General features: G+C 55.6%; 16 protein-coding genes. 8 read left to right on the top strand and 8 right to left on the bottom strand.

Features of this window, described 5'->3' with window-relative positions; translation table 11 throughout:
• Positions 1–94: 94 nt before the first annotated feature.
• Positions 95–1,135, bottom strand: a complete 1,041-nt coding sequence (locus ADJ74_RS03370; RefSeq protein ID WP_009753626.1) for a macro domain-containing protein — start codon at positions 1,133–1,135, stop codon at positions 95–97.
• A gap of 269 nt (positions 1,136–1,404) precedes the next feature.
• Between ADJ74_RS03370 and ADJ74_RS03365 the strand changes: the two genes are divergently transcribed.
• The 6 genes from ADJ74_RS03365 to ADJ74_RS03340 all read left to right on the top strand — a co-directional run bounded on the left by ADJ74_RS03365 (position 1,405) and on the right by ADJ74_RS03340 (position 7,361).
• Positions 1,405–2,793, top strand: a complete 1,389-nt coding sequence (locus ADJ74_RS03365) for an aspartate ammonia-lyase (protein ID WP_050341876.1) — start codon at positions 1,405–1,407, stop codon at positions 2,791–2,793.
• A gap of 124 nt (positions 2,794–2,917) precedes the next feature.
• A complete protein-coding gene (gene dcuC, locus ADJ74_RS03360; RefSeq protein ID WP_009753628.1) occupies positions 2,918–4,198 on the top strand; it encodes a C4-dicarboxylate transporter DcuC in 1,281 nt (426 codons plus the stop codon).
• Between the two features lie 7 nt (positions 4,199–4,205).
• Complete coding sequence (locus ADJ74_RS03355; protein ID WP_050341874.1) at positions 4,206–5,330, top strand: M20/M25/M40 family metallo-hydrolase; 1,125 nt, start codon at positions 4,206–4,208, stop codon at positions 5,328–5,330.
• Between the two features lie 112 nt (positions 5,331–5,442).
• Complete coding sequence (locus ADJ74_RS03350) at positions 5,443–6,261, top strand: DUF6630 family protein (RefSeq protein ID WP_050341872.1); 819 nt, start codon at positions 5,443–5,445, stop codon at positions 6,259–6,261.
• 484 nt (positions 6,262–6,745) lie between these two features.
• Positions 6,746–7,060 carry a type II toxin-antitoxin system RelB/DinJ family antitoxin gene (locus tag ADJ74_RS03345; protein ID WP_009753631.1) on the top strand — a complete coding sequence of 105 codons (315 nt, stop codon included), beginning with the start codon at positions 6,746–6,748 and terminating at the stop codon, positions 7,058–7,060.
• Positions 7,044–7,361: a type II toxin-antitoxin system RelE/ParE family toxin gene (locus ADJ74_RS03340; RefSeq protein WP_009753632.1), complete on the top strand. Its 318-nt coding sequence runs from the start codon at positions 7,044–7,046 to the stop codon at positions 7,359–7,361. The genes ADJ74_RS03345 and ADJ74_RS03340 overlap by 17 nt, the downstream gene beginning before the upstream one ends.
• A gap of 58 nt (positions 7,362–7,419) precedes the next feature.
• Here ADJ74_RS03340 and sucD read toward each other — a convergent pair whose 3' ends face one another.
• From sucD to ADJ74_RS03310, 6 genes are all read right to left on the bottom strand, one after another.
• The gene (sucD, locus tag ADJ74_RS03335; RefSeq protein ID WP_050341869.1) at positions 7,420–8,325 is read right to left on the bottom strand and encodes a succinate--CoA ligase subunit alpha; all 906 of its coding nucleotides are present in this window, start codon (positions 8,323–8,325) and stop codon (positions 7,420–7,422) included.
• 18 nt (positions 8,326–8,343) lie between these two features.
• A complete protein-coding gene (gene sucC, locus ADJ74_RS03330) occupies positions 8,344–9,534 on the bottom strand; it encodes an ADP-forming succinate--CoA ligase subunit beta (RefSeq protein ID WP_050341867.1) in 1,191 nt (396 codons plus the stop codon).
• 207 nt (positions 9,535–9,741) lie between these two features.
• Positions 9,742–10,815, bottom strand: coding sequence for an aldose epimerase family protein (locus ADJ74_RS03325; RefSeq protein ID WP_050341865.1), 1,074 nt, complete (start codon positions 10,813–10,815; stop codon positions 9,742–9,744).
• A 46-nt stretch (positions 10,816–10,861) separates the two neighbouring features.
• Positions 10,862–11,068: a ferredoxin gene (locus ADJ74_RS03320; RefSeq protein ID WP_039981288.1), complete on the bottom strand. Its 207-nt coding sequence runs from the start codon at positions 11,066–11,068 to the stop codon at positions 10,862–10,864.
• Between the two features lie 236 nt (positions 11,069–11,304).
• The gene (ptsP, locus tag ADJ74_RS03315) at positions 11,305–13,038 is read right to left on the bottom strand and encodes a phosphoenolpyruvate--protein phosphotransferase (RefSeq protein ID WP_006690567.1); all 1,734 of its coding nucleotides are present in this window, start codon (positions 13,036–13,038) and stop codon (positions 11,305–11,307) included.
• Positions 13,039–13,145: 107 nt separating this feature from the next.
• Entirely contained in the window at positions 13,146–13,412 is a 267-nt protein-coding gene (locus ADJ74_RS03310) for an HPr family phosphocarrier protein (protein ID WP_039981290.1), read from the bottom strand.
• A 450-nt stretch (positions 13,413–13,862) separates the two neighbouring features.
• Here ADJ74_RS03310 and ADJ74_RS03305 point away from each other — a divergent pair, with 450 nt between their 5' ends.
• Positions 13,863–17,282: a DEAD/DEAH box helicase gene (locus tag ADJ74_RS03305; RefSeq protein ID WP_172664501.1), complete on the top strand. Its 3,420-nt coding sequence runs from the start codon at positions 13,863–13,865 to the stop codon at positions 17,280–17,282.
• A gap of 5 nt (positions 17,283–17,287) precedes the next feature.
• Positions 17,288–19,012: a nuclease-related domain-containing DEAD/DEAH box helicase gene (locus ADJ74_RS03300; protein WP_157040582.1), complete on the top strand. Its 1,725-nt coding sequence runs from the start codon at positions 17,288–17,290 to the stop codon at positions 19,010–19,012.
• A 181-nt stretch (positions 19,013–19,193) separates the two neighbouring features.
• On the opposite strand, the gene ADJ74_RS03295 is transcribed toward ADJ74_RS03300, so the two are convergent.
• Positions 19,194–19,742: an NAD(P)H-dependent oxidoreductase gene (locus tag ADJ74_RS03295; protein ID WP_050341859.1), complete on the bottom strand. Its 549-nt coding sequence runs from the start codon at positions 19,740–19,742 to the stop codon at positions 19,194–19,196.
• Positions 19,743–19,752: the final 10 nt, after the last annotated feature.

The following is a 19,752-nucleotide window of genomic DNA, read 5'->3' as shown; positions in this document are numbered from 1 at the left end:
TCTTTTATCTGACTACATTCTAGCAAAGATACGGAGGCGCAAGGTCGCCTGTCAGGCGACATCTAGAGAAACACTAAATTTACCCGAGCATCCCTCAGCAGCCAAGCAAGGGCTGTTGAAACGCAAAGAGTGTCTCGTTGATGGTGAAGATATCGTACTCCTTCCGCTCAATAAAATACTCCACAATGACATCCATCTTGGAGCTGCGGGAGAGCGCATATCCCGCGCGTCCGATAAAATCACGCGTTTCCTCGAGATCGAGTTCCAACGCCACAGCGAGGGTCAGGGCTGTATTCTTGCTGGGCTGGTAGGCGGGATTGTTGCGGATCTTCGAGAAATGCCTGCGATCCACATTCGCCCGTTTGTATATCTCCGGATCACTCTTCCCCTTGCGGTCAATGAGCCGAAGAAGCGTCTCAGAGAATGTATCGTCGATTTCGTCCAGTAAATTCTCCAACGAACCGGCGCCCGCATCAGCATCCTCCGCCGCAGGCGTCGGCGCAGCTTCTCTCACGCAGGCCTCCGCAGCATCCAAATATGCCGTCTCGTGACAGACCGTGATCCGACGGTCGCGGTCATCGCCGCGATATTCCTCATCCAGCAGTTCCGCGACATATCTTTCGTCGAGATAGCTCTGCACGTCGTCAAAGAGCGTGTCTGAGATCTTAAAGCTCTTTCGGTCGAACACCACCAGATAGACGTCCATGTCATGTTCCTGCAGGAAATCACGAATGGCCTGCACTGCTGCAGCAATCGCGATCTCAGAAGGACAGCCGAACACGCCCGCGGACAGGAGAGGGAAAGCAATGGAGGAGCAGTCGCGTTCTGCCGCCAGCCGAAGGGAGTTTTGATACGCACGGCTGAGAAGTTCGCGTTCCCCATGACTGCCGTCCTGCCAGACCGGCCCCACCGTATGGATGACATAACGGGCATGGAGAAGGTACGCAGGCGTAACAGCAGCCGTACCCGCGGCAATATTGCCGATCTTCCTGCGCGCGGCTAGGAGTTCCGCTCCCGCCGCCTGATGGATGGCGCGATCCACACCGCCGCCCACAATGGCGCGGGGGTTGGCAGAATTGACAATGGCGTCCACCTGCATCTTTGTGATATCGTTGCGTACAATCGCAAATGGCATGATATCGAACCTCCTAAAAGGAAACGCTGCTCTTCCTTACGTCTTTTTTGACAATTCGACATAAACGGTCTCGCTCCTGCTGTATGGTTGATGTTATCCATGGCAGAAGGGGCGTAAATCGTGTGCGCCGCAGGGCATGGAATGGATTATTGCTTCCTAAAGCATAGGATATTTTTATTTTCCTGCACCTCTATCTATTTTTCTTTTTTATGGTATACTGTATACAATTGTTGATAATCTATGTACGGATGTAAAAAGGAGAGATCACGATGCGAAAAGAACACGATTTTCTCGGCGAGCTGGAGGTACCGGACGAGGTCTACTACGGCGTACAGACGATGCGTGCCGTGGAGAACTTCAACATCACGGGGCAGAAGCTCGACCCCGATTTCATCATTGCTCTTGCGAAGGTGAAAAAGGCGGCGGCTCTCGCGAATATGGATACGGGACGTCTGCCGCACGAGATCGGCGATGTGCTTGTGCAGGCGGCAGATGAGATCATCGCAGGCGGACTGATCGACCAGTTCCCCGTTGACCCGATTCAGGGCGGTGCGGGCACATCGGTCAACATGAACATGAACGAGGTGCTCTGCAACCGTGCGCTTGAACTGCGCGGTGAGGCGAAGGGATGCTACGACATCATCTCGCCGAACAACCATGCGAACATGGCGCAGTCGACAAACGATTCCTTCCCTACAGGCATCAAGGTTTGTCTCTCAAAGAAGGGGGACGATTTCCTCGCCGCGCTCGACCGTCTTGCGGCCGAACTGGAAAAGAAGGCTGTCGCCTATCGCGGTATCCTCAAGATGGGGCGCACGCATCTGCAGGACGCTGTCCCCATCACGCTCGGTCAGGAGATGGGTGCCTATGCCTCCGCTGTGCGCCGCTGCATGAAGCGCACGCGCATTGTCAAGCGCGCGATCCACACGATCAACATGGGCGGCACAGCCGTCGGCACGGGGCTGAACGCGGAACCCGCGTACATCAAGGCGGTCGCCAAGCGTCTATCGGAGATCACGGGGGAGACATACCGTACGTCGCAGAATATCATCGATGCGACAAACAACACAGATGCGTTCGCCGATTTCTCCTCGGCGCTCAAGAATGCCGCGCTCGTCCTCATCAAGATGGCGAACGACTTCCGTCTCATGGCATCGGGACCGCGCTGCGGGCTGAACGAGCTGCATCTGCCGATGCGCCAGCCCGGCTCCTCGATCATGCCCGGCAAGGTCAACCCCGTCATTGCCGAGGTTCTCGATCAGGCGTGCTATCAGGTCATCGCAGGCGATCTCGCCGTGACGTTCGGTGTAGAGAACGGCCAGTTCGAGCTGAACGTGATGGAGCCGGTCATGGCGTTCAATATGTTCAACTCGCTGAACTACATCACGCGTGCCGTCAATACGTTTGTCGACAAGCTCCTCATCGGCCTCGAGCCGAACGTCGAGCAGTGCCAGAAATGGCTCGACAACAGCGTCGGCATCGTCACCGCGCTCCTGCCGCACATCGGCTATGAGAAATCCGCTGAGCTCGCGAAGGAGGCGTATACGACAGGAAGGCCCATCCGTGAGATCATCCTCGACCGCGGCATTCTCACGAAGAAGGAGCTCTCACACATCCTCTCGCCGCGCCAGATGACACGCCCCGGCATCGCGGAATAGCGATTCCTTAACTTTGATTTAATTAGGGGAAGCAGAGGTTTTTCTATTATTTCGGCGAAATTACTTATAGATAGTAATTTTTCTATGGTAGTTTTTTGCTGTCTTATCGAAGGAGGTTTTCTTATTGGCTATTGCCGGAGGGATTATCGTTATTCTCGCGTTTGCCGCCATTATCAAAAAGTACGAGACGCGCATGGTGCTGCTTGCCGCAGGCTTTCTTATGTGCTTTATCGGCGGCGTTATGGGAAATGCCGTGACGACGTTCAGCAAGACGATGGTGCACGGCTCGCTCGTCCCCGTCATCTGTACGGTGATGGGGTTCTCGTTCGTCATGAAGATCACGACCTGTGACCGACATCTCGTCGAGTCCATCTCGGGGGTCATCACGCGGAGCAAGTTGATCCTGATCCCGCTCGCGACCCTGCTCACGTGGTGGATCAATATCGCCATCCCGAGCGCGGCGGGCTGCTCGGCGGCGGTCGGCAGCATCCTCATCCCAACGCTCATGGCGGCGGGGGTCCACCCCGCGATGGCGGCGGCCGCAGTTCTCGCAGGGACGTGGGGCAGTGCAATCAGCCCGGGGCAGGCGCACAATATCTTCGTCGCCGATCTCGCACAGACCGACCTCATGACGGTCATCATGGCGCAGGTGCCGGCGGCGATCATCGCCTCCATCGTCGCCGTCGTGACCCTGACGGCGATTGCGGTTCTGCGCGGGGAGGGCCCCGACGACGCGCGCCGCGAAGCATACCATCTCCGCCTCGAGCGGGAGGAGGGTGGCAAGAATTTTAAGGTCAATCCGATCTACGCACTCGTGCCGCTCGTACCGCTCGTCCTGCTCGTGCTCGGCAGCAAGCAGATCGCCGTCCTGCCGCTCACTGATGTGCCGACGGCCATGATCGTCGGCACGGTGCTCGCCCTCGTCGTCACGCGTGCCAATCCGCAGGAGATCACGCGGAAGTTCTTCGACGGCATGGGGGAGGCGTATGGCGGTGTGATCGGTCTCATCGTCTCCGCCGCCGTCTTTACCGCCGGCATGACCGCCATGGGGCTGACGGACGCCCTGATCGAGGCGATGAAGGGCTCTGAGTCCGTCGCAAAGATCGCGGGGGCGTTCGGTCCCTTCATCATTGCGGTGATCTCCGGCTCGGGCGACGCGGCGGCACTCGCGTTCAACGGTGCAATTACCCCGCATGCGGAGACGTTCGGCATGACGATCATCGATCTCGGCTCGCTCGCCCAGATGGCCGGCTCGATCGGACGCTCCATGTCGCCGGTGGCAGGCGCGGCACTCGTCTGCGCAGGCCTTGCAAAGGTCAGCCCGATGGAGCTGTCAAAGCGCAACGCGCTCCCGATGCTGCTCGCGACCATCACCTTTATGATTGTGCTCTTCCTCGGAAAGTAGGCATCTCATGATCGATCAACAAAGAGTCTTGGACGATTTCCTGCATCTCGTCTCCATCCGCTGCTCGACGCTCGATGAGCGCGAGATCGGCGATCTCCTCACGGCGCGCCTGCGTGAGCTCGGCGCGGCGGAGATTCACGAGGATGCTGCGGGAAAGTTCCTCGGCGGCAGCTGCGGCAATATTGTCGCGAATTTTAAGGGAACGGCGACGGATGCGCCGACCGTGATGCTCACGGCACACATGGACTGTGTGGAGCCGTGTGCCAATATAAAGCCGATCGTCGAGGACGGCGTGATCCGCTCCGACGGCACGACCATTCTCGGTGCGGACGACAAGGCAGGCGTCGCTGCCATTCTCGAGACCCTGCGCTGTCTCAAGGAGCAGAACCTCCCGCACGGCGACCTGCAGATCGTCTTTACCGTCGCCGAGGAGGGCGGGGTCAACGGGTCGCGCTGTCTCGATACGGCGCTGCTCCACGCGGATTTTGGCTATACGCTCGATACCCACGGGCACGCGGGGACAGCGGCGTTTAAGGCACCGGGCAAGAACCAGCTGGCGGTGCGCATCATCGGCAAGGCGGCGCACGCCGGTATCGACCCCGAGGCGGGGGAAAACGCGATCACGGCGGCGGGGCGCGTGCTCACCGCCGTCCCGCAGGGGCGCATCGACGAGGAGACAACCTGCAACGTCGGCAAGATCGTGGGCGGCACAGCGACGAATGTCGTCGCAGAATTCTGCACGCTGAATTTCGAGACGCGCAGCCGCGACAAGGGGAAGCTCGACGCCCTCACACAGCGCATGGTGGACGCCGTCCACGGCGCGCTTGAGGGGACGGGCTGCCGCGCCGAGATCGAGATCAAGAAGGACTATGATCCGTATGAGCTGCCCGCCGATGCACTGCCCATCCGCTACCTGCGGCGCGCGGCGGAGAAGTGCCATTTTCCCGTTGTGCTCGAGGAGGAGGGCGGCGGCTCGGATGCGAACAACTTCAACGCCTACGGCGTGCCGACCACCGTTCTTGGCGTCGGCATGACGGACTGCCACACGAAGGAGGAGAGCATCCTCGTACAGGATCTCTATGATGCGGCGGAGCTCACTCTCGCGATCGTACAGGAAGTCGCGCGGGGCTGATATGAGAATACGCGAAAAGACACGGACGCGTTATCCGTGTCTTTTCGTGCATTTGTGCACTTACGATTGGGGCACCGAGGAACATCCATTATGGTGCAACAGGAGATATGCCATGGGACTTTATCAGTGGATGCAGGAAAAAATCTTTCATACTTACGAGACGTGGCGGCTGAAGAGCAGTATATACAACAGATCCGGATTCCATATTGTTGCCATCGAAAATCATCTCGCGGCGATGCGGGACGGTGTCAATATGTACGTGGAGTTATACCCGCCGCAGGCGATTGAGGGATGTACGCGCATGAAGGCGACGCGCGGGCGTGTGCACGGTACGGTGAATCTCTCTCTCACGATCGATGGGGAAACCTATGGGATCGCTGATCTGCGTGACGAGGAGGCCGCTGTGATCATGCGGGCGTTTGTGCAGCGCGGGACGCTGCCGCCCAAAGAGCGGTATCAGGAGGTGCACGAGGCGAGCAGCGCGGAGCAAAAGGCGGCGTTTACGGCACTGGCGGAGATGCTGCTCGGGGCAGAACGCGCGGGGGCGTTCTGCCGCCGTGTGGAGCTGCCGACGCATACCGAGGAGAGCGACGCGTGGAATGATGCGTGGTATGAGCTCTCGGATGAGATGATCTCCTGCGGGCAGGCCGCCGCGCTGGATACGAGAACTGCGAAGGAGGACTTCGCTGCGGCACTGGAGGAGCTCGCCGCAGGACGAGAGCTCTCACTGCCGGCGTCACTCAGCGCAGAATACGGCGTCCCTGCGTGGTGTGAGGAGGTAAACGCGCAGTGGACGGATACGCTTCTCGCGGGGATGGACGTCGGCACGGATGACTACGTGCTGCTCATTCTGTCCACGGAGGAATTTCGCCGTGCGAAGGAATACGCACAGACCATCCTGCAGCGCATCGCACGCGCGGAGGAGATGTGAGGCGTGAACAAGTCCCTGACGAAGGAAATCATTGTCCTGTGATTGTCCTTCGTGTGCTTTCCATCAAAATAGATATAGGAATCGCTGATAAAATGAGGTATGCCAGATTGGCGTAGATTTTTTGTCCGAACGAGGTGGAAAACCGGACGCAGAGTGGGTCTCTGTGGAGGATTTTCCGCCGAAGTGCGGGCGAAAAAGGTGCGTCAAGATGGTCGTGCCGAATTTATCAGCGGTTCCATAGTAGAGGAAGCACTGATAAGGAGATACGTGGCTGCTGCGGCGCGGCTGCGCGGTGCTGCTGTGTCTGCACCCCTCGTCCGATGTGGTGAAGGCGGGCGACAATGGTACATGGACCGCTTGCTGTCATCAGCCGCGTGCGTTCTTTCTGCACCACACGATGGACGATGTGTTTTTGAAAAATTGTTTACGTTGTATCGCAAAAACGATATAATAAGTGTATCGAATGTAAAAAGGAGGTGATCCTATGGCAACCGTATCCGCACAGATCCGTATTGATGCTGACGTCAAGGCGCAGTCGATGGCACTCTTCCAGAATCTCGGGCTCGATCTCTCCACCGCCGTCAATGTATTCCTGCGTCAGTGCCTCATCCATCGTGGGCTGCCGTTCTCTGTGAAGGAACAGGAGGCAACACGGCCGCTCCATCGTGCCGATCTCAGTGAGGCAGAGCTCGAGTGCGAACTGAAAAAGGGCTTAGAAGACCTTGCGGCAGGCAGAGTCCGTCCAGCGGAGGAAGTGTTTGCGGAGATGATGGAGGGACATCATGCAGTATCGGGTTGATGTTTCATCTCAGGCGGCGGCAGATCTTAGAAATCTCTTTCGATATATTTCGGATACTTTGCGAGCACCGGAGAACGCATATACACAGCTTGCGCGGATCAGGAAACAGATTCTCAGTCTTGCAGAGCTGCCGATGCGATTTCGCGCATACCCGAAACACTTTGCGGGATATCCGCAAGTCCGCATCATGCCCGTGGATCATTTCGAGGTATTCTACACGGTAGACACAGCGCAGGAAAAAGTTACCATCCTTCGCGTCATCTATGGTGGCAGAGATATAGATCGTGCGTTTATGCCATAGACTGCACGCAAAAATCCCCCGCACATCGTGTGCGGGGGATTCGCTGCTTTTCTGCTGCTTAGCAGGTGTGGCACTTGTCGTAGAGGCCCTTTTCCTTGAGGAGTTTGACCATGGTCTCGCCGATGTGGGCGACGGTGTCCGCGACGGGAATGCCTGCCGCGTTGAGCGCTGCGACCTTATCCGCTGCCGTGCCCTTGCCGCCGGAGATGATGGCGCCGGCATGGCCCATGCGCTTGCCCGGAGGCGCCTGACGTCCTGCGATAAAGGCGGAGACAGGCTTGTTCGGCATGTTCTCCTTGATCCACTTCGCCGCGTCCTCCTCGGCTGTGCCGCCGATCTCGCCGATGATGAGGACGGCGTAGGTGTCGGGGTCGTCCTTAAAGAGCTGGAGTGCGTCGATGAAGTCCGTGCCCTTGACGGGGTCGCCGCCGATGCCGACGGTGGTCGTCTGGCCGATGCCCGCGTTCGTGAGCTGGAACGCCGCCTCGTAGGTGAGGGTGCCGGAGCGCGAGATGAGGCCGACGTGGCCGGGCTTGCTGACGGTGCCCGGCGTGATGCCGAGCTTCGACTGCTGAGAGGTGAGGAGGCCGGGGCAGTTCGGCCCGACGAGGCGGGTCTTTTTGCCCTGCATGTAGCGGCGTACCTTCACCATGTCGAGCACGGGGATGTGCTCGGTGATGCAGACGACGAGGTCGAGCTCTGCGTCAACCGCCTCGAGGATGGAGTCCGCCGCAAAGCGCGCGGGGACGTAGATGACAGATGCCGTTGCGCCCGTTGCCTTGACGGCGTCGGCGACGGTGTTGAAGACGGGGACGCCGTGCACCTCCTGGCCTGCCTTGCCGGGGGTGACGCCTGCGACGATCTTTGTGCCGTAGTCGAGCATCTGCTGGGTGTGGAACATGGCCGCTTTGCCCGTAATGCCCTGGACGATGACTTTGGTGTCCTTATCGATCATGACTGACATATCGTATACCTCCCTCTCTCACGCCTTCGCCTGTGCGACGAGTTTCACGATCTGCTCTGCACCGCCCTCCATCGTGGGTGCGGGGAATACGTTGCCGATCGGCGTATTCTTGAGGATCTCGCGTCCCTCCTCGACCTTAGTGCCCTCGAGGCGGACGACAACGGGAACCGGGAGGGATTTCCCGTCCTTCGAGATGATCTTGGCCGCCTCGATGATGCCGTTGGCGATGTTGTCACAGCGGTTGATGCCGCCGAAGATGTTGACGAAAATGCCCTTGGCCTGGCCGCCCTCGAGCATGATGTTGAATGCCTTGGCGATCTTCTCGGGCTCGGAGTCGCCGCCGACATCGAGGAAGTTCGCAGGCTCGCCGCCGTAGTGCTTGATGATGTCGACGGTCGCCATGGCGAGGCCTGCGCCGTTGACCATGCACGCGACGTCGCCGCCGAGGTTGACGTAGTTGAGCCCTGCGGCCGCTGCCTCGCGCTCCTTCGGATCCTCCTCGGTCTCGTCGCGCAGCTCCGCGATGTCGGGGTGACGGAAGAGGGCACTGTCGTCAAAGTTGAGCTTCGCATCGAGCGCGATCACATCGTCGTCCTCGGTGACGACGAGCGGGTTGATCTCGACCTGCGAGCAGTCCTTGCCGATGAATGCAGCGTAGAGTCCCTGCATGAGTGCCGCCGCCTTGCGGACCGCGGGGCCGGGGATGTTGATGGCGTACGCCATGCGCGTCGCCTGGAACGGAGCAAGCCCGATGACGGGGTCGATGTACTCCTTGATGATCTTCTCGGGGGACTCGGCGGCGACCTTCTCGATCTCCACGCCTCCCTCCTCGGAGCCCATCATGACGATGCTCGCCGTCTGGCGGTCAACGACGAACGAGAGGTAGTATTCCTTTTTGATCTTCGAGCCTTCCTCGATGAGGAGACGGTTCACGACCTTGCCCTCGGGGCCGGTCTGGTGGGTGACGAGCGTCTTGCCGAGGAGCTCCTGTGCGTAGGCGCGGACCTCATCCTTGTTCTTTGCGATCTTGACGCCGCCTGCCTTGCCGCGTCCACCTGCGTGGATCTGCGCCTTGACGACGATGACGGGGGTACTGAGCTTCTCCGCGTTCGCAACCGCCTCATCAACGGTAAACGCCGGCAGTCCCTTCGGGACATTGACGCCGAATTCGCGCAGAACCTGCTTGGATTGGTACTCGTGAATGTTCATTTACAATCCTCCCTTAACTTTTGTGACGAAAGCACAACTCTTGCTCCTATTTTAGCGCCCACACCTGCAAAAGTCTAGCAATTTTGTATAAATAAATGATTGAAAAAACCTCGTACAGCATAAAGGATTTCTATGGATATGGAATGATGTGGACAAAAAACTGCTGCGCAGAAGGTGCGCAGCAGTCTCACGATGAAATATGCCCGCTCAGAGCTCACTCAGGCGGTAGACGGTCTCCGCCGTCCAGACCTTGCCCTCACGCAGGATGGGCTGTGGGAAATGCGGATGCGCGAATGCGTTCGGGAAGAACTGTGTCTCAAGGCAGAACGCACTGCGCCGTGTGTAGGGAGCACCGCCCTTGCCGACGAGGGGCGACTTGCCGAGGGCGTTTGCCGTGTAGAACTGCAGCCCCGGCTGGGTCGTCCAGCAGTCGAGGGCGAGCCCCGTCTGTGCGCTCGTGACGCGCGCCGCCTTTTTGAGGTGGGCATAGGGCGCGGGGGCGGGATCGCCGCGCAGCACCCAGTTGTGGTCGTAGCCGCCGGCCATGCGGAGCTCGTCGTAGTCCGCGTCGATGCGCTCGCCGATGCGATGCGGCGCACGGAAGTCCATCGGCGTGTCCGCGACGGGGAGGATGCGCCCGTCGGGCAGGGACTCGGCGTCCGCCCATGTAAATTCATCGGCGAAGATTTCCGCCGTGTGCTCCATGACGGAGGGGGCGGCTGTGCCGTCGAGGTTAAAGTAGGCATGGTTCGTGAGGTTGCAGACGGTGTCTGCGTCGCTCACGGCGCGGTAGGAGAGGATGAGCGCGTCGTCGTCGGTGAGGCGGTAGGTCACAGTCGCCTCGAGGTTGCCGGGGTAGCCGCCCTCTCCCTCGGGGCTGATCGCCGTGAGGGCCACGCCATCTGCGACGGGCTCTGCCGCCCAGAGATGGTAGTGCAGGCCGTGCGTTCCGCCGTGAATGTGGTTCTGCTTGTGCGAGCCCGAGTTCTGCTCGAGCTGGTAGGTATGCCCGCCGATCGTGACGCGCCCGTCCGCGATGCGGTTGGCGTGTCGTCCGACGACGCCGCCCATCGACGTTGTGTCGCGCAGGTAGTCCGCGCCGCTCCGATAGCCGAGTACGATGTCGATCGGTGTGCCGTTCACCTTGCGCGCAAACGAGACGAGCCGCGCCCCATAGGTCGTGACGGCGACGGTTGTCCCGCGTGCGTTCCGCAGTGTATAGAGCTCGATCGCGCGCCCATCCGGCATCGTGCCGAACGGTGATTTCGTTACCTCTGTCATGATATATCCCCCTTTGTCCCTGACACAAAATGATATTCTTATTTTATCACAAAGAGACGGCTTTCGTACAAAAAACTATCGCCCCCGTCGGGCAGTCCTCCGCCGCCTCGAGGGCATCGTCCTCCTCCATCAGGGCGGGCTGACGCAGGAGGCGGGCGCAGCGCAGCGTGCGATCGATCACGAAGAGGTCGGGCAGCCGCTCCGCGCACATGCCGCAGGAGACACAGGCGGTGCTGTCGATGGATAGGGTCATTATGTCCTCCACATGGAAAATGGGGCTGCCCCCATCGGCTCACTGCGTTCGCCACTTCCCCCGCAAGCGGGGGAAGCTGCTATGCCGTTATCCAAAGCCTTCCCGCTATCACGGGGAAGGGGGACCGCGAGAGCGGTGGAAGGGGCACAAAACAGGGGCTGTGATACGAAGTTTGTCACTTCGTCAACAGCCCCTAGTCTGCATAGATTTTCAGAGAATCACGGATCAGCGATTCCTCAGATTTTCGCGCTGGCGTCCGATGCCTCGAGCGTCTTGTGCATGTAGGCGCGGATATCGACGCCGTGCTCCATCTTCATCACATCGTCGAGGAGCTGCTTTGCCTGTTCCATGGTGACGGAGCGGATCATCTCCTTGACGCGCGGAATGGACGGCGCGCTCATGGAGAGCTCCGAGATGCCCATGCCGAGGAGGAGGACGGCGGCGTACGGGTCGCTTGCCATCTCGCCGCACATGCCCACCCAGATGCCCGCTTCGCGCGCACTCTCGATTGTGCGCTTGATGAGACGCAGGACGGCGGGATTGAACGGGTTGTAGAGATGGGCGATCTGCGCGTTGCCGCGGTCGACCGCGAGGGTGTACTGAATGAGATCATTCGTTCCGATGCTGAAGAAGTCCACGTACGGTGCGAGGAGTGAGGAGACGACAGCGGCGGCAGGGGTCTCGACCATGATGCCGACCTGTACGTCGTCGGAGTACTCCTTGCCCTCGTGGGCGAGCTCAACCTTGGCCTGCTCGACGAGCTTCTGCACGCGCTGGATCTCGCTGACGCTGATGACCATCGGCACCATCATCGCCGCCTTGCCGTAGAGGCCGGCGCGCAGGATCGCCTTGATCTGCGGGAGAAAGAGGTCGTGCCGGTCGAGGCTGATGCGCAGGGCGCGATAGCCGAGGAATGGGTTCTCCTCCGGGTCGATGTTGAGATAGGGCAGGGGCTTGTCGCCGCCGATGTCCATCGTGCGTATGACGCAGATGTTGCCGCCGCATTTCTCGACCGCAGCGCGGTATGCCTTGAACTGATCCTCCTCCGTCGGGATCGTTGTCGAGCCCATGAAGATGAACTCGGAGCGGAACAGCCCGACGCCCTCCGCACCGTAGGTCAGTGCGTTGTCCACGTCCATGTGCGTGCCGATGTTTGCCGTCAGCTCGACGCGCACGCCGTCCTTTGTGACGGCGGGGAGATCCTTGAGCGCGGCGTAGTGCGCCGCGAGTTTTTTCTGCTCCTCGATCTTCGTCTCGTAGAGGGAGCGCTCCTCCTCCGTCGGGCGGATGACGATGTCGCCGCGGCTGCCGTCGAGGATGACCTCGTCGCCGTCATGGATGAGGTCGATCTTGTCGCCGATGCCGAGGACGGTCGGGATGGCGCGTGCCTTTGCGATGATGACGACGTGGCTCGTCGCGCTGCCCGAGCCGAGGATGACGCCCGCGATCTGCTCGGTGGGCATGCCTGCGACGACGGACGGCTCGATCTCCTCGCCGACGAGGATGACCTGACTGGAGCCGATCTCCGGCTCCTTGACGCCGAGGACGTATTTCGCGATGCGCTTGCCCACGTCGCGCAGATCGACCGCGCGCGCGGCGAAGTACTCGTCCTCCATCTGCTCAAAGAGCTGTGCCTGCTCGTTCGCCGCGTCGAGGATGCCCTGCGGTGCGCTGCCCGTCGCCGCGATCTTGGCGGCGATGTTCTCCGCCATCATGGGGTCCTGCACCATCATGCGGTGCGCCTCGAGAATGGCGGCCTGCTCCGTCTGCTCCTCTTTGCGCAGACGGTCGATGGTTGAGAGCAGCACCTCAGTGACGGCGGAGATTGCCTCATTCGCCTTTGCCTGCTCCTCGTCCACCGTACCTGGTTTATAGGCGGCAAGGTAGCCGTCAAGGTTCTGCCCCGCGAGCAGGACCTGTCCGACAGCGATGCCGGAGATGACGCCTTTTCCACGGATGGTTTCTGCCATAACAATCCCCTTTCCCCATGGGAATCTGCACAGTGAAAATTTTTCTGTGGTGACTGATGAAAAAACGCCGCGAGGAATATGTACCCTCGGGCGTCCTCCGTATGGTCTTACTCCTCGCCGAACTTCGAGTTGACGAGATCGGCAAGAGCCTTCACGGCATCTGCCTCATCCTCACCCTCGGCGATGATATTCATCTGCGTGCCCTGCACGAGCCCCATGCTCATCAGCATGAGAATGCTCTTGGCATCGACCTTCTTGCCCTTTGCCTCGATCTGGATCTTGGACTTGAACTTCGTCGCCGTCTGAACGAAAACCGATGCGGGACGCGCGTGAATGCCCGTCTTGTTCTCGATGGTTACTGTCTCCTGCGTCATATAAAACCTCTCCCATCCGAATAGATAGATGACCATATCCTCTGTGCCGCACGATGTGGAGGCACACGTGAACCAATAATACAGATATTATACTATAAATGGAGGGGCTTTTCAATAACTCTTATCGCCGTAACGATGGCATAATTTTCTGCTGGCAGCATACAAAAATGGTGATGGCATAAGGAGCTGAAATGGACTGGGTTCTATATCGAAATGCAATTTTTCTTGTGTAGACTTAATATATTAAAATGTAATAAAATAAAACAGAACTTTGAGTATTTGGCTGTGTTGGAGTTCCCAAGAAAAGTTCTATTCCTCCCCCATATGATCAGAGGTGTACACGCGCATTACCCAAGTGCTGAAGAATTTTTGAGTGAGTCTGATGAACTGACTCGTTCATTCTTTACTTTGACGCAAAGTGTTTGGATCTACTATGAGGAACTCATAGTTATGCGACAAACGCTGCATAAATTTAGTGTGCCGGATCATATCGTTGTCGTCTACAATGATGTTTTTGACAATTCATATCCGCTTCCCTTGGGGGAAAGGGATTATTCCGCTTTGCAGGATGACAAAATCGACCAAGAAGAACTCCCTTTATTTCATCTTTATGTCGACTGCCCTGGAGACACGAGAGAATCGTTGTGCAGCTTCATTCATTGCCATTCTACGTCAGATATGGGGCGTGAGGATGTCAAAGAAGTTGGATTTTATGGGATGGTGGATACAAAAAATGCTTTAGAGCCGAGCAATGTGCCCGATGATGCCGTTCGTATTACACGAATGGAGTTGCCACATTATGCTGAGCGGCTGCAGAGAGGAGAGTTAGAGAATCGGACGTATCGGGTTGTTGGTATGACAGATGGCCAGTTGAAGTGCATTCGGGCAATGAATACGCTAGGGGGCGTTTATCATGTCTGCTTTGTGGGAGAAGCAGAAGGTGAGCGCAGCCAAGAGGCGGATCGTTATCTACCGACGTTTCAAAAGTACTGGGGAGCAGGGAGCACATTTAGATCGATAAAATTTTATAAAGATCCATTAGATCCGGAGAATTATACAGAGACTGAGGATGTATCGCAGGGAATTATCGTTTCTGATATATTGGATCAGTGCGAGAAAGCACAAATTGGAAGGGCATATTCGGATATTATTGTGACCGCACCAACGGGGGCAGGGAAGTCTGTTCTCTTTCAGGTTCCGGCAATTTATCTTTCGGAGCAGAGTGAACCCTATGTGACCATTGTGATTTCACCCCTTGTCGTACTGATGGCAGATCAGGTGCGTGAGTTGGAAGAAAAAGGGATTTATTATGCAACCTTTATCAATTCCAACATTACCTACGAGGAGCGTCAGAAACGTCTGAGTGGCATCAAGGATGGTACATATTCGATTGTCTATTTATCCCTCGAACTTCTCCTTGCACATAGTATTCAGGATTTATTTGGCGAACGGCACATTGGCCTTATGATCGTGGATGAGGCACATTTAGTTACCTCGTGGGGGAGAGACTTTCGTGTGGATTATTGGTTCCTCGGCAGTTATATTACCGGGGTTCGCCAGAATCAATGGCAGCATAGTGCGCAGATGCAATTCCCCGTTGTTTGCCTGACGGCGACTGCTGTATACGGCGGAGATAATGATGTTATCGACGACCTTCAGGAAAGCCTTAACTTGAACTGCGAGCAGAGGCACATGTATCTAGGCTATGTTGTACGCGACAATATCGATTTTTCGATACGCCGCTTGACCAAGGACACAGACAGCGAAGCTAAAGCCGATATTGTCGCAAAACGAATTGCAGACTTTGTGTCACGCGGCGAAAAAACTATTGTCTATTTCCCGTATACTAGACAGATCGATGAAGTTTATCAGAAATTGACTGTACGACATGAGTTTGCGTCGAAGCGTACCACCAGATACTATGGTGGTATGGAGAGCAAGGAAAAGCAAGCAGCATACGAATCGTTCCTTTGTGGAGAATCCATTGTCATGCTTGCTACGAAGGCGTTTGGGATGGGTGTCAATATACCTGATATTCTTAACGTTTATCACTATGCACCGACTGGCACTTTGGCGGATTATGTTCAGGAAATTGGCCGTGCAGCGCGCAAACTTCCCCAGGGGCATGCGAGCATTGATTTTGCTGTTGGGGATATGAAAAGTGTTCGTAGACTCTGGGGGATGTCAAGCCTTCGACAGTACCAGTTGAAGTCCATGATGAAGAAGCTCTATACGCTTTACGCACAGTCGAGGAATGCATCGGGAAAGAGAACACGAAACCTGCTCATCGCAGCGGATGAATTCGATTTTCTATTTGACAGCAAAGATATAGACAATGCGGTTAAAACAGGGCTTATGTTGCTTAGTACAGACCTGTATAGAAAGTATCGCTTTAAGGTTATTACTATGCGTCCGCGGGTGATGCTCACAATGCAGTACATCTCTATTCCGCCGGAGGTAGAGGAAGATTTTCTGCGTCAATATGGAAACTATTGCGAAAGGGTAAACGATGTTTATCCGAGGAACGAGGGGCTTCATAGAAATAATCCCATTGCTGTATCACGGACAGGAGGTATTTATGAAGTCGAGTTAAACCGACTGTGGGAACAGGGGTTTGACACAATGACGTTTGCTCAGTTCAAATATAAATTTTTTAATGGCGAACTATTTGGTGATGTATTTCACGATGTCGTGTTTTGCCCGCATCTCCGTCTAGTCATTCATTATACCAATGGCTATGAGAAGGCACAGGAGAGTATGGCGATGATCGCAAAGTGCTTGCAAGATAGTTTTAGCGAATTAAAACGAGAGTACGGAGCGCGAATGTTCTCCTTCCAGGAATTTAAGACCGTGTTTAATCGGTATTATGGACGTAGGCAGCCGGATGAGTATATACGGCTGCTATTGGAATTATTCGTTGGTGAGACGGAATCAGGTTCTGCATGGGATCCGCCCAAAGGTGATTGGAAGTTTCTTATCAAGCGAAAAAAAGACACATCTGGAAAAAGCCAAACAGGGAATGAAGTAGGCTATATGATATCAGGTGGGAAGGCAACTTCTATCGGGAGAAAGTTGGAGGGATATCTGCAGACTGCGCGGCCTAATATTAACGGGCAGGACTTTGTGGTATATATTCCGATTCTGTCCACGGGGCAGGAAAAGCCGCGTATGCGTAAGCCGAATAATAACCAGTTCTTGGCCTCTGTCCTTCAAATCTTTGATCTTGCCAGCTATGAAGTTGAGGGAGGCAGAAATCCGCAGATTTTTGTGCGCATAAATGATCCAGGGAAACTACTGCAGCTCTCTATGCCGGAGACGAAATATCGTAATACTATTTTGGAGGATATCAATCAGCGTCACGAGAATGCCATTAGGATTATGAATGGATTTATGACCAAGTCACTCACAACAGAGCGTCGATGGGCGATTATTGAGCAATATTTTTTGGGAAAAGATGAATGGGTTTGCGATGCATTGATATCGCCTGCGGGAACGGCGGTGGCATCTGTAGGATCTGCCGTCGAAAAGCCACACACGGATACGAATACACCCATCAAGGTCAGCATTATAGGAGGAAATACACCCGCTGATATGGGCGTTACAGGCTGGCGTGAACTGGGAAAGTTACTCACGCTCGATCTTTCGAATTATGAGAAACAGGGAATCCCACTACCGACGAAAGTCAATTTTCAGGTCGAAGTGGGCGTGCACAGCTATGGTGGACTATTCTTGTGGGAGCAGTCACGCACAATGGTTTTTCCGGAACGGATTTCCAATGAAGACACCAAGAGCCTCGGGCAGGATCATTGGTGTGTCCAGCTTCTGCGAGAAGAGAATCTTCGGGCGATGACCAGAAATCTGAAAGGTTGATTTACATGGCACGCATGATACCGCAAGTTGAGACGGATGAAGATTTTAATGGCAGTGTTGGAGAACAGGAAGTATATGAGGCGTTGCAGCAGAGGTTGCCTTCAGATTGCCTTGTCTTTCACTCCATTGCTTGGCAGAGTAAGCCATTTGGTCAAACACTTTGGGGGGAGGCAGACTTTATTGTCTATTTGCCGCAATATGGCATCCTTGTGATCGAAGTAAAGGCAGGAGCGATCCATTGCGAGGACAATAAAATCATCCAAGAAAACCGAAAGTCACACGAGCAGCATGAGGTGCGCCCGCTGGTCCAAGCGAATAAAACTAAATTCAATCTTATTATCCCTCTGCTCAAGGAAAAACGGATCGGGAAGGAGGTGTGCGTGCAGCCGGCAGTCTGGTTTACCTCAGTTACCAAGGAGCAGATCCACGGTAAATTTCCACCGACCTATCATGAACGTATGATCCTGACGCGTGAGAATCTCAGCAATCCCATGGCATCCCTTCGGGATGTTTGTGCCCATTATAATATGCGCATCCATACCCCGAGCAAGGCATATGGAGAGATAATTCTAAAGGGGCTGGCACCAGTGTTCCATGCCATTCCTAGTGCATCTACATTGGCGGCTGAGAATGAACGCATATTCTTTCGTATGACGCGGCAACAAGCGCGTCTGATTGACTATCTGGATGAGGTAGATTATGCTGTCATTCAGGGGACTGCGGGAACAGGAAAGACGATGCTTGCCGTGGAGAAGGCAAGAAGTCTGAACGAACGGAATGAACCTGTTCTGTTCCTTGTCTTCAACAAGTATTTGTCAGAATATCTTGAGCAGATGTATGGAGATGAACTCCGGAATGTGACGTTTGTTACGATTTACATGCTGGTATATCAATCGCTAAGACGTAATATAACGGACCGCGACATACGACAGTACTTGGAGTCAATAAGCAAGACAGACAGATGGCCTTATCGGCATATCATTATCGATGAAGGACAGGACTTTGCGGAGTGGAATACACAGTTGTATGAGCTGGCCAAAAAGCATCGTGGTTGTTGTTATATCTTTTTTGATAAAAATCAACTCGTACAGAAAAGGGATCAGTTAGATTGGCTGCATCATTTTGAATGTCGCCTTAAGCTTTCGAAGAATTGCAGAAATACAAAGAGAATTGCAGAAACCGCCATCTGTCCCATTCCATGTGATCCCATACAAATGCGTATCGAGAGTTCGGCGTTGGAGGGCGAGCAGCCGAAACTGTTTATCTTTAATGAAGAAAGCACATATGTTGCGGGAATTGGAAAAATCATACGATACTATGAGAAACAAGGTTTTCGCCCCAATCAAATCACCATATTGACGTTGAAAACGATGGAACAATCTCCCCTGACAAAAGAGCTCCAGTACGCAGATTCACATCTGTCCGAAGTCATTGCGCAGGATATATCTACGGAGCACGTATCCTTTACAACGGCGCGAAAATTTAAGGGCCTTGAATCGGATGTCGTCATTCTCATTGATGGCGATGCACAAACGTTTTCCTCCGACGAGGGAAGAAGACTCTTTTATGTGGGGGCATCCAGGGGAAAACATTTATTGAGCGTGGTCGTATTGCTGCCTTATGGTGAGGAGGATGAACTCGCCAGCGCGCTTGATGGTAAAGGGGTGAATTCGCGGTTGCGTATCATGAATGGACTCAAGGTCGTTGTGGCCGATGTGAAAGGCCTGTGATCCCCGGTATTGATGGAAAATACATTATCCTTCTGAAGGTGATGGCGAACTAAAATACACTGCCACTATTGCAGTATATATTCTAAAAACGAACTGGGAAAATATACAGTACAACAAAAACGACTGCGGTACAAGGTAATTTCACCTCGTACCGCAGTCGTTTTTGTTCGGTTTCGTCCGGTCAAACGTCTGCAATCTTCTCCGCGAGACGCTTTGCGTGTGCGTGAGCCTTCTCCTGCATGGCGGCGGCGCGCGCAGGATCCGTGCGGTCGGCGTAGGAGACACCGCCCGTATATACATAGCCCTCGCAGATCATGCCCGTCAGCCCTGCCGTCTGACGGAAGCGTCCCGTCAGCATCTCCAGGGGGAAGTCTGCACCGTACGCAGTCTCGGGCGCGCCCGTCGTAAAGGAGAGGATGAGCTTCTTCCCTGTGAGTGCCTTGCCCGTCGAGCCGTGCGAGAAGCCGCGGACAAAGACATCCTCCATCCACTTTGCGAGGAGGGAGGGCATGCTGTACCAGAAAATCGGGAACTGCAGGACGATGACGCCCGCCGTGACGAGTTTCGCCTGCTCTGCCGCGACATCGATGCGGTAGTCGGGGTAGAGCGCGGAGAGGTCATCGAGCACCGCATCGGGCAGCAGCTCGCCCATGTCCTTCATGATGATTTTATTGACGCAGGAGTCGCCCTGCAAATCGGTATGCCCCGAGACGATCAGAACATTTTTCATGGGATTCTCC

The organism is Selenomonas sp. oral taxon 478 (assembly GCF_001189555.1).
In the GTDB taxonomy this organism is placed as follows: domain Bacteria; phylum Bacillota; class Negativicutes; order Selenomonadales; family Selenomonadaceae; genus Centipeda; species Centipeda felix.
Note: the sequence above shows the minus strand (reverse complement) of the source record. Positions and strands in the feature narration are given on the sequence as shown.

Bases quoted from the DNA above. Each gene is read 5' to 3' on its own strand.
- ADJ74_RS03370 (WP_009753626.1), bottom strand. From the start codon at position 1,135: ATGCCATTTGCGATTGTACGCAACGATATCACAAAGATGCAGGTGGAC.
- ADJ74_RS03365 (WP_050341876.1), top strand. From the start codon at position 1,405: ATGCGAAAAGAACACGATTTTCTCGGCGAGCTGGAGGTACCGGACGAG.
- ADJ74_RS03355 (WP_050341874.1), top strand. From the start codon at position 4,206: ATGATCGATCAACAAAGAGTCTTGGACGATTTCCTGCATCTCGTCTCC.
- ADJ74_RS03350 (WP_050341872.1), top strand. From the start codon at position 5,443: ATGGGACTTTATCAGTGGATGCAGGAAAAAATCTTTCATACTTACGAG.
- ADJ74_RS03345 (WP_009753631.1), top strand. From the start codon at position 6,746: ATGGCAACCGTATCCGCACAGATCCGTATTGATGCTGACGTCAAGGCG.
- ADJ74_RS03340 (WP_009753632.1), top strand. From the start codon at position 7,044: ATGCAGTATCGGGTTGATGTTTCATCTCAGGCGGCGGCAGATCTTAGA.
- sucD (WP_050341869.1), bottom strand. From the start codon at position 8,325: ATGTCAGTCATGATCGATAAGGACACCAAAGTCATCGTCCAGGGCATT.
- sucC (WP_050341867.1), bottom strand. From the start codon at position 9,534: ATGAACATTCACGAGTACCAATCCAAGCAGGTTCTGCGCGAATTCGGC.
- ADJ74_RS03325 (WP_050341865.1), bottom strand. From the start codon at position 10,815: ATGACAGAGGTAACGAAATCACCGTTCGGCACGATGCCGGATGGGCGC.
- ADJ74_RS03320 (WP_039981288.1), bottom strand. From the start codon at position 11,068: ATGACCCTATCCATCGACAGCACCGCCTGTGTCTCCTGCGGCATGTGC.
- ptsP (WP_006690567.1), bottom strand. From the start codon at position 13,038: ATGGCAGAAACCATCCGTGGAAAAGGCGTCATCTCCGGCATCGCTGTC.
- ADJ74_RS03310 (WP_039981290.1), bottom strand. From the start codon at position 13,412: ATGACGCAGGAGACAGTAACCATCGAGAACAAGACGGGCATTCACGCG.
- ADJ74_RS03305 (WP_172664501.1), top strand. From the start codon at position 13,863: ATGCGACAAACGCTGCATAAATTTAGTGTGCCGGATCATATCGTTGTC.
- ADJ74_RS03300 (WP_157040582.1), top strand. From the start codon at position 17,288: ATGGCACGCATGATACCGCAAGTTGAGACGGATGAAGATTTTAATGGC.
- ADJ74_RS03295 (WP_050341859.1), bottom strand. From the start codon at position 19,742: ATGAAAAATGTTCTGATCGTCTCGGGGCATACCGATTTGCAGGGCGAC.